Origin of the sequence: Erythrobacter sp. Dej080120_24 (assembly GCF_036322605.1) — a bacterium.
GTDB classification, from domain to species: domain Bacteria; phylum Pseudomonadota; class Alphaproteobacteria; order Sphingomonadales; family Sphingomonadaceae; genus Erythrobacter; species Erythrobacter aurantius.
Window position 1 is genome coordinate 1051187 of sequence record NZ_AP027262.1, and the last position, 6314, is coordinate 1057500.

At 59.3% G+C, this 6314-nt stretch carries 3 protein-coding genes and 1 rRNA gene (1 of these 4 cut by a window edge); 1 reads left to right on the plus strand and 3 read right to left on the minus strand.

Going from position 1 to position 6314, the window contains the following annotated elements; all coding sequences use genetic code 11:
- Positions 1-12: 12 nt before the first annotated feature.
- From AABA34_RS05060 to AABA34_RS05070, 3 genes are all read right to left on the minus strand, one after another.
- Positions 13-1851 carry an ABCB family ABC transporter ATP-binding protein/permease gene (locus tag AABA34_RS05060; protein ID WP_338304169.1) on the minus strand — a complete coding sequence of 613 codons (1839 nt, stop codon included), beginning with the start codon at positions 1849-1851 and terminating at the stop codon, positions 13-15.
- 58 nt (positions 1852-1909) lie between these two features.
- Entirely contained in the window at positions 1910-2938 is a 1029-nt protein-coding gene (locus tag AABA34_RS05065) for an aspartyl protease family protein (protein WP_338304170.1), read from the minus strand.
- Positions 2939-3031: 93 nt separating this feature from the next.
- Complete coding sequence (locus AABA34_RS05070; protein ID WP_338304171.1) at positions 3032-4468, minus strand: lipopolysaccharide biosynthesis protein; 1437 nt, start codon at positions 4466-4468, stop codon at positions 3032-3034.
- Positions 4469-5157: 689 nt separating this feature from the next.
- Between AABA34_RS05070 and AABA34_RS05075 the strand changes: the two genes are divergently transcribed.
- Positions 5158-6314, plus strand: a 16S ribosomal RNA gene (locus AABA34_RS05075) (it continues 328 nt past the right edge of the window).

Consider the following 6314-nt stretch of genomic DNA (forward strand, 5'->3'; position numbering starts at 1 on the left):
GAAGCGGCGGGGTTACTCCGCCGCTTCGGCCTCGCGGTTTTCCTGCGCCTGCTGCGACCACATGTCGGCGTAAAGACCGCCGCTTGCGAGCAACGAGGCATGCGTCCCGCTTTCGGCAAGGCGTCCTTGATCAAGCACAAGAACCCGGTCTGCGTCGGCAATCGTCGATAGCCGGTGCGCGATCGCGATTGTGGTGCGCCCTTCTTCCAGCCGCTTGAGCGTGGCGAGGATTTCCTGTTCGGTGCGGGTGTCGAGCGCGCTGGTCGCTTCGTCGAGCAGCAGGATCGGCGGATTCTTCACCAGCGTGCGGGCGATGGCGACCCGCTGCTTTTCGCCGCCCGAAAGTTTCAGACCGCGTTCGCCGACCATGGTTTCAAACCGGTCGGGTAGGCGCTCGATCAAGGGCATCAGCGCTGCGTCACGCGCGGCCTGTTCTACCGTCGCCTCATCGCTGGCTTCTGCACCATAGGCGATGTTGTAGGCCAGCGTATCGTTGAACAGCACGCTGTCCTGCGGGACGATGCCTATGGCTGCGCGAACGCTGTCCTGCCTTGCCCTCGCAATATCCTGACCATCGATCAGGATGCGCCCACCCTGCGGATCGTAGAAGCGGAACAGCAACCTTGCGATGGTGCTCTTGCCCGCGCCGGAAGGGCCGACAATCGCGATGGTACTACCCGCTGGCACTTCAAAGCTCAGCCCGTTGAGGATCGTGCGTTCCGGCTCGTAACCGAAGATGACATTGTCAAACACGATCGAGGGTTCGCGCACGATCAATGCGGGCGCTCCGGGTGCGTCCTCGACTTCGACATCGGTGTCCATCAGTCGGAACATCTCGGCCATGTCGACCAGACCCTGCCGGATCGTGCGATATACCCATCCCAGCAGATCAAGCGGGCGGAAGAGTTGCATCAGATAGGTGTTCACGAACACCAGATCGCCCACCGTCAGTCTGCCCTGGCTCCAGCCCCATACGGTGTAGATCATTGCGCCTGCCATTAGCGCATTGGTGACGCCGGATTGCACCACGTTCAGCAGCGCGAGCGAATTCTCCGATTTCACCGCCGCCTTGGCATAGGCGCGCGCGGCCTGACTGTAGCGTTCTTCCTCGCGCCGTTCGGCGCCGAAATATTTGACCGTCTCGAAATTCAGCAGCGAATCCACCGCCCGGTGCAGCGCCTTCCCGTCGAGGTCGTTCATCTCGCGCCGCAGCTTGGTGCGCCATTCCGTAATCCAGCGGGTAAGCGCGACATAGGCGACAACCGTCAGCGCAGTCGCGGCGACAAGTTCCCAGCCGAAATTGATGTAGAAGATGACGCCGACCGCGATCAGCTCGATTGCCGTGGGGGCAATGTTGAACAGCAGGAAATAGAGCATCATGTCGATGCTCTTGGTTCCGCGCTCGATGATCTTGGTCACCTCTCCGGTGCGGCGTGAAAGGTGGAACCGCAGCGACAGGCGGTGCAGACGGTGAAAGACATCTTCCGCCAGGCTTAGTGTCGCCATCTGGCCGACGCGTTCGAACGCGACGTTGCGCAGATTGTCGAACAGCAGCGAGGTGAAGCGGCCCAGCACATAGGCCGCGACCAGCGCCATCGCGACCTGCGCCCCTGCCGATATTTCGGCAGCGACAGGAGAGCGCTCCATCGCATTGACCGCACCTTTATATGCAAAGGGCAGGGCGAGCGTGACAGCCTTTGCCGCCAGCACAAACAGCATCGCCAGCACGATCCGGACCCGCAGTTCGGCATTGTCGCGGGGCCAGAGGTAGGGAAGGAACCGCTTCAGCGTCGCCCAGCCCTCGGCATCGGGTGCGGTCGGGCGATCTGAGGAGGCTGTATCTGGCGGCATGGCCAGCGTCATGTGGGCGCAGCCGAGCGCAACCGCAAGTCAGGCGATCTTTCGGGGCTTATTTCGTCAGAGCGTTGAAACCCCGATTGCGCTGACGGCGCAATTCGCGGGCGACATCGCGCGGCACGTCGAACAGGATGCGTTGATTTGAAAAGTCGATCGCCACCCGGTCGAACAGCTTGAGGTGCTGCATTCCGAGCGAGATCACCGGGCGATCCTTGAGGCCCAGCGATTCGAACGCCGGGGCGTCCGCAAAGGCAAGCGGGATATTCTGCAGCGCCAGACCGCCGATCTTGAGTGATCGGACATTGGCCAATTCGCCCGTCAACTCGACCCCGTTAACGTCGGTCGTGGTGACTTCTTCGGCCCGCTTTGCCCTGATGCGTTCGCGCAAGGCCAGATTGCCGATGCTGGCCTGTGCGCCGGTGTCAATGATGACGGTTGCCGATACGCCTTCAACCATCGCATCGGTGATCAGCAACTGGCCGAGTTGCTGTCGTGCCCGCACGATGATCTCGAAGCCGCGTCGATCATCCCCTGATTCGGAGACATCCTGCACCGCGATAGTTTCGTCGCGAAAATCGATAAGCACCCGGAAACCCTGCAGGCTGTCTAGCCCGAGAATTCCGTCAGCCCCGACATGTTGCCGGTCAAGCACCGGAGAGATCAAGTCGTAGACGGTGTGTCGGCCAAAGCTCATCGCATCGACCTCAACCACGTCCACGGGTCTGCGGCTGGCCATGCCAACCAGCGTGGCTGTGCCGAAGGGACGCAATTGCAGACCTTCGTTGATCTGGTGGGTGACGGCTGTGGCCTGACTGCCGGTGTCGATCATGAAATTGAAAGGCCCGGCGCCTTCGATCATCACCGGCACGGTGAAGCGGTTGTTGCGTTCCTGGTCCAGCGCAAGGATTTCCGTTGCCGGATCGGTCAGATTGGGCGCAACCGCATCGAGCATCGGCGATTGCGGGACTATCGGCGGTTCGACCGCCGCTGCACTCGCATCAGCATTGGCGACAGTCGGCAAAAAGCCGGCCAGCAGCAGGACGGGGGCCCACAAAGGGTTTTTCGGTCGTGCGCCTATCATGCGCACCTCCTCTCTGCCGATGCACAAACAGCGGTTAGACTATACCAGATTGTGAGGGTTTGGCCAAAGCCCGGTGCGCAGCAGTCCGGAAGGTCACGTCGCTGCTGGAGCCGACTCGCGATTGCGCACCAACGCCCAGGTCTCCTCGACCAGAGAGCGATAGCCGAACCAGAAGGTCGCGCCATAAACCGCTGCGCCTATTGCTGCATGGAATGCGAGTTCAAAGAATGGACTGTCGATCATGACAAGGTGCTGTGCCGCCAAGACCACCGTTGCCATCGCGGCGCAGGCCAGCGCAATCGGAGAAACGGCAGAGAGCAGGGCAAAGGGCGAAACCGCGATTCGCGGCAGCGTGACCGTAAGCGTTACCGCACAAAGCAGCGGAGCGCCGATCCACCAAGCATGGACAAGCCCCATTTCGCCGCCCTGCACGCCCCACAGGAAAACGCACGGGAAGATCACGGCGCCCGCAACACTCGTAAAGAGGTAGACCCGCGGGCGGCCCATCGCGTTTGTCACCGGGGAACATATGAGATGCAGCGCGAAGGCGGGCATCGCGAGCGCAAGTCCGGCGACGATCGGGATCAGTTCGGTCCACTTGTCGCCCATCAGAACGAGGATCGCATTCTCGCTCACCAGCGCCAGACCCACATAGATCGGTGCGCACACCATCATCACCAGCCGGACGGTCTTGAGGAAGTAAGGGCCGAGCGGTTTGCCGCCGCGATTCAGCTCCGAATAGGCGGCCAGAGCGACTTCATTGATCGGCGGAATGAACCGCGCCGTGACGATCAGCGTCAGGAACAGCGCCTGAGTATAGAGCCCAAGAGCGTGGGTATCGAGCAATCGCCCCGCAATCACGACATCGCTTTGGCTCTGGATGATCCAGAACAGCTGGCAAAGCGTCAGCGTGCCGCCATAGGTGAACAGGTCCCACGCGCCGCGAGGATCGAATATCGGTCGTATCCAGAACCTTGCGGCAATCATCATCCCAATGGCACGTGCGTAGAAGATCGATAGCCCTGCATATATAAGCGCCCAGACTCCCCAACCGAACCAAGCCAGCAACAAGGCGGTGAGTGCGCCGACAATCGCACTGGCCATGTTGACCTGCCCCTGCTTGCGGAACTGCAACTCGCGGGCGAGCCATTCGGAAGGCAGAGCGATGAAGGGGATCGCGAGGAATACGGCGGCCTGCACCCGCAGAAGGTCTGCAACGATCGGCTCGTCGAAATACGCCGCCGCCAGCGGTGCTGACAGGAACTGGATCGCGGCAAGCGATACATTCGCCAGCAGCAGCATCCCGAAAACCTGTCCGACTCGCCTATCGTCGAGGTGACCTGTCTGAACGATCGAAGTGGCAAAGCTTTGCCCGTTGAGGAACGCCAGCGCTGTCACGACGACCTGGCTCATCGCGAATAGACCGTAATCACTCGGATCAAGCAGGCGGACGACAAGGAAGGTCGACGCCCAGGTGATGATCTGCGCCGCTACCTGCGTCCCCCACCGCCAGACGACGGCCGAGCGCACGCGCGATGCAAACGCCGAATCATGCCCGCCATCAAGCGGGCCCGCGTCTCGAATCGAGTCAGGCTGGGTGTGTCCGGCATCCATATCCTGAGCGCTACGGGAAAAAGGTGAAGAAATGCCGCAAGCGATTCACCGATTCAGCGCTGAATCGCGGCGCGCCAGGGGCTTCGATCGTTAATTCCGGCTTGAAAACCGGGGTCAAAACCCCACATTTCGGGGGTCGGAAGAGGCCAAAAATCCCGGATTTCTGCGATTTGTGCGCCCTGACGAAATAAAATTGCAAAAAGGCGTTGACCGAATCTCAGACCGCGCCTAGATGGGCTCCACCGACGCGGCGCTGACGGTTTCCAACCGGCCCCGCAGCGATCGGTCGCCAACATATTCGGATAGCCGGTCCCCCGGTGTAAATCGGGGAAACAATGGCTGTCCGCTTTTACTGTCTGGCGGCTCTTTGACATTGTTGGTTTTTGATGAAGGGACATGTGGGCGACGGCGCCCGGTCCGAGCACCTCAAGGGCTCGTGCACCGGTTATTCAAGCCGATTGCCACATCCTTCCAGGCTCCACAGTCTGGTCGTGATGATGCATGTTCATTCGTATCCATTACGTTTGACAGTGCAGGTATCGGCTCCTTGATACTCTGGCTAGTCAGGCTAGCGGGTTTTCCCGTGCTTGATTGGTTAGTTTCACAAACTTGAGAGTTTGATCCTGGCTCAGAACGAACGCTGGCGGCATGCCTAACACATGCAAGTCGAACGAAGCCTTCGGGCTTAGTGGCGCACGGGTGCGTAACGCGTGGGAACCTGCCTTTAGGTTCGGAATAACTCAGAGAAATTTGAGCTAATACCGGATAATGTCTTCGGACCAAAGATTTATCGCCTTTAGATGGGCCCGCGTTAGATTAGATAGTTGGTGGGGTAATGGCCTACCAAGTCGACGATCTATAGCTGGTCTGAGAGGATGATCAGCCACACTGGGACTGAGACACGGCCCAGACTCCTACGGGAGGCAGCAGTGGGGAATATTGGACAATGGGCGAAAGCCTGATCCAGCAATGCCGCGTGAGTGATGAAGGCCTTAGGGTTGTAAAGCTCTTTTACCAGGGATGATAATGACAGTACCTGGAGAATAAGCTCCGGCTAACTCCGTGCCAGCAGCCGCGGTAATACGGAGGGAGCTAGCGTTGTTCGGAATTACTGGGCGTAAAGCGCGCGTAGGCGGCTTTTTAAGTCAGGGGTGAAATCCCGGGGCTCAACCCCGGAACTGCCCTTGAAACTGGATGGCTAGAATACTGGAGAGGTGAGTGGAATTCCGAGTGTAGAGGTGAAATTCGTAGATATTCGGAAGAACACCAGTGGCGAAGGCGACTCACTGGACAGTTATTGACGCTGAGGTGCGAAAGCGTGGGGAGCAAACAGGATTAGATACCCTGGTAGTCCACGCCGTAAACGATGATAACTAGCTGTCCGGGCTCATAGAGCTTGGGTGGCGCAGCTAACGCATTAAGTTATCCGCCTGGGGAGTACGGTCGCAAGATTAAAACTCAAAGGAATTGACGGGGGCCTGCACAAGCGGTGGAGCATGTGGTTTAATTCGAAGCAACGCGCAGAACCTTACCAGCCTTTGACATCCTAGGACGGTTTCTGGAGACAGATTCCTTCCCTTCGGGGACCTAGTGACAGGTGCTGCATGGCTGTCGTCAGCTCGTGTCGTGAGATGTTGGGTTAAGTCCCGCAACGAGCGCAACCCTCGTCCTTAGTTGCCATCATTTAGTTGGGCACTTTAAGGAAACTGCCGGTGATAAGCCGGAGGAAGGTGGGGATGACGTCAAGTCCTCATGGCCCTTA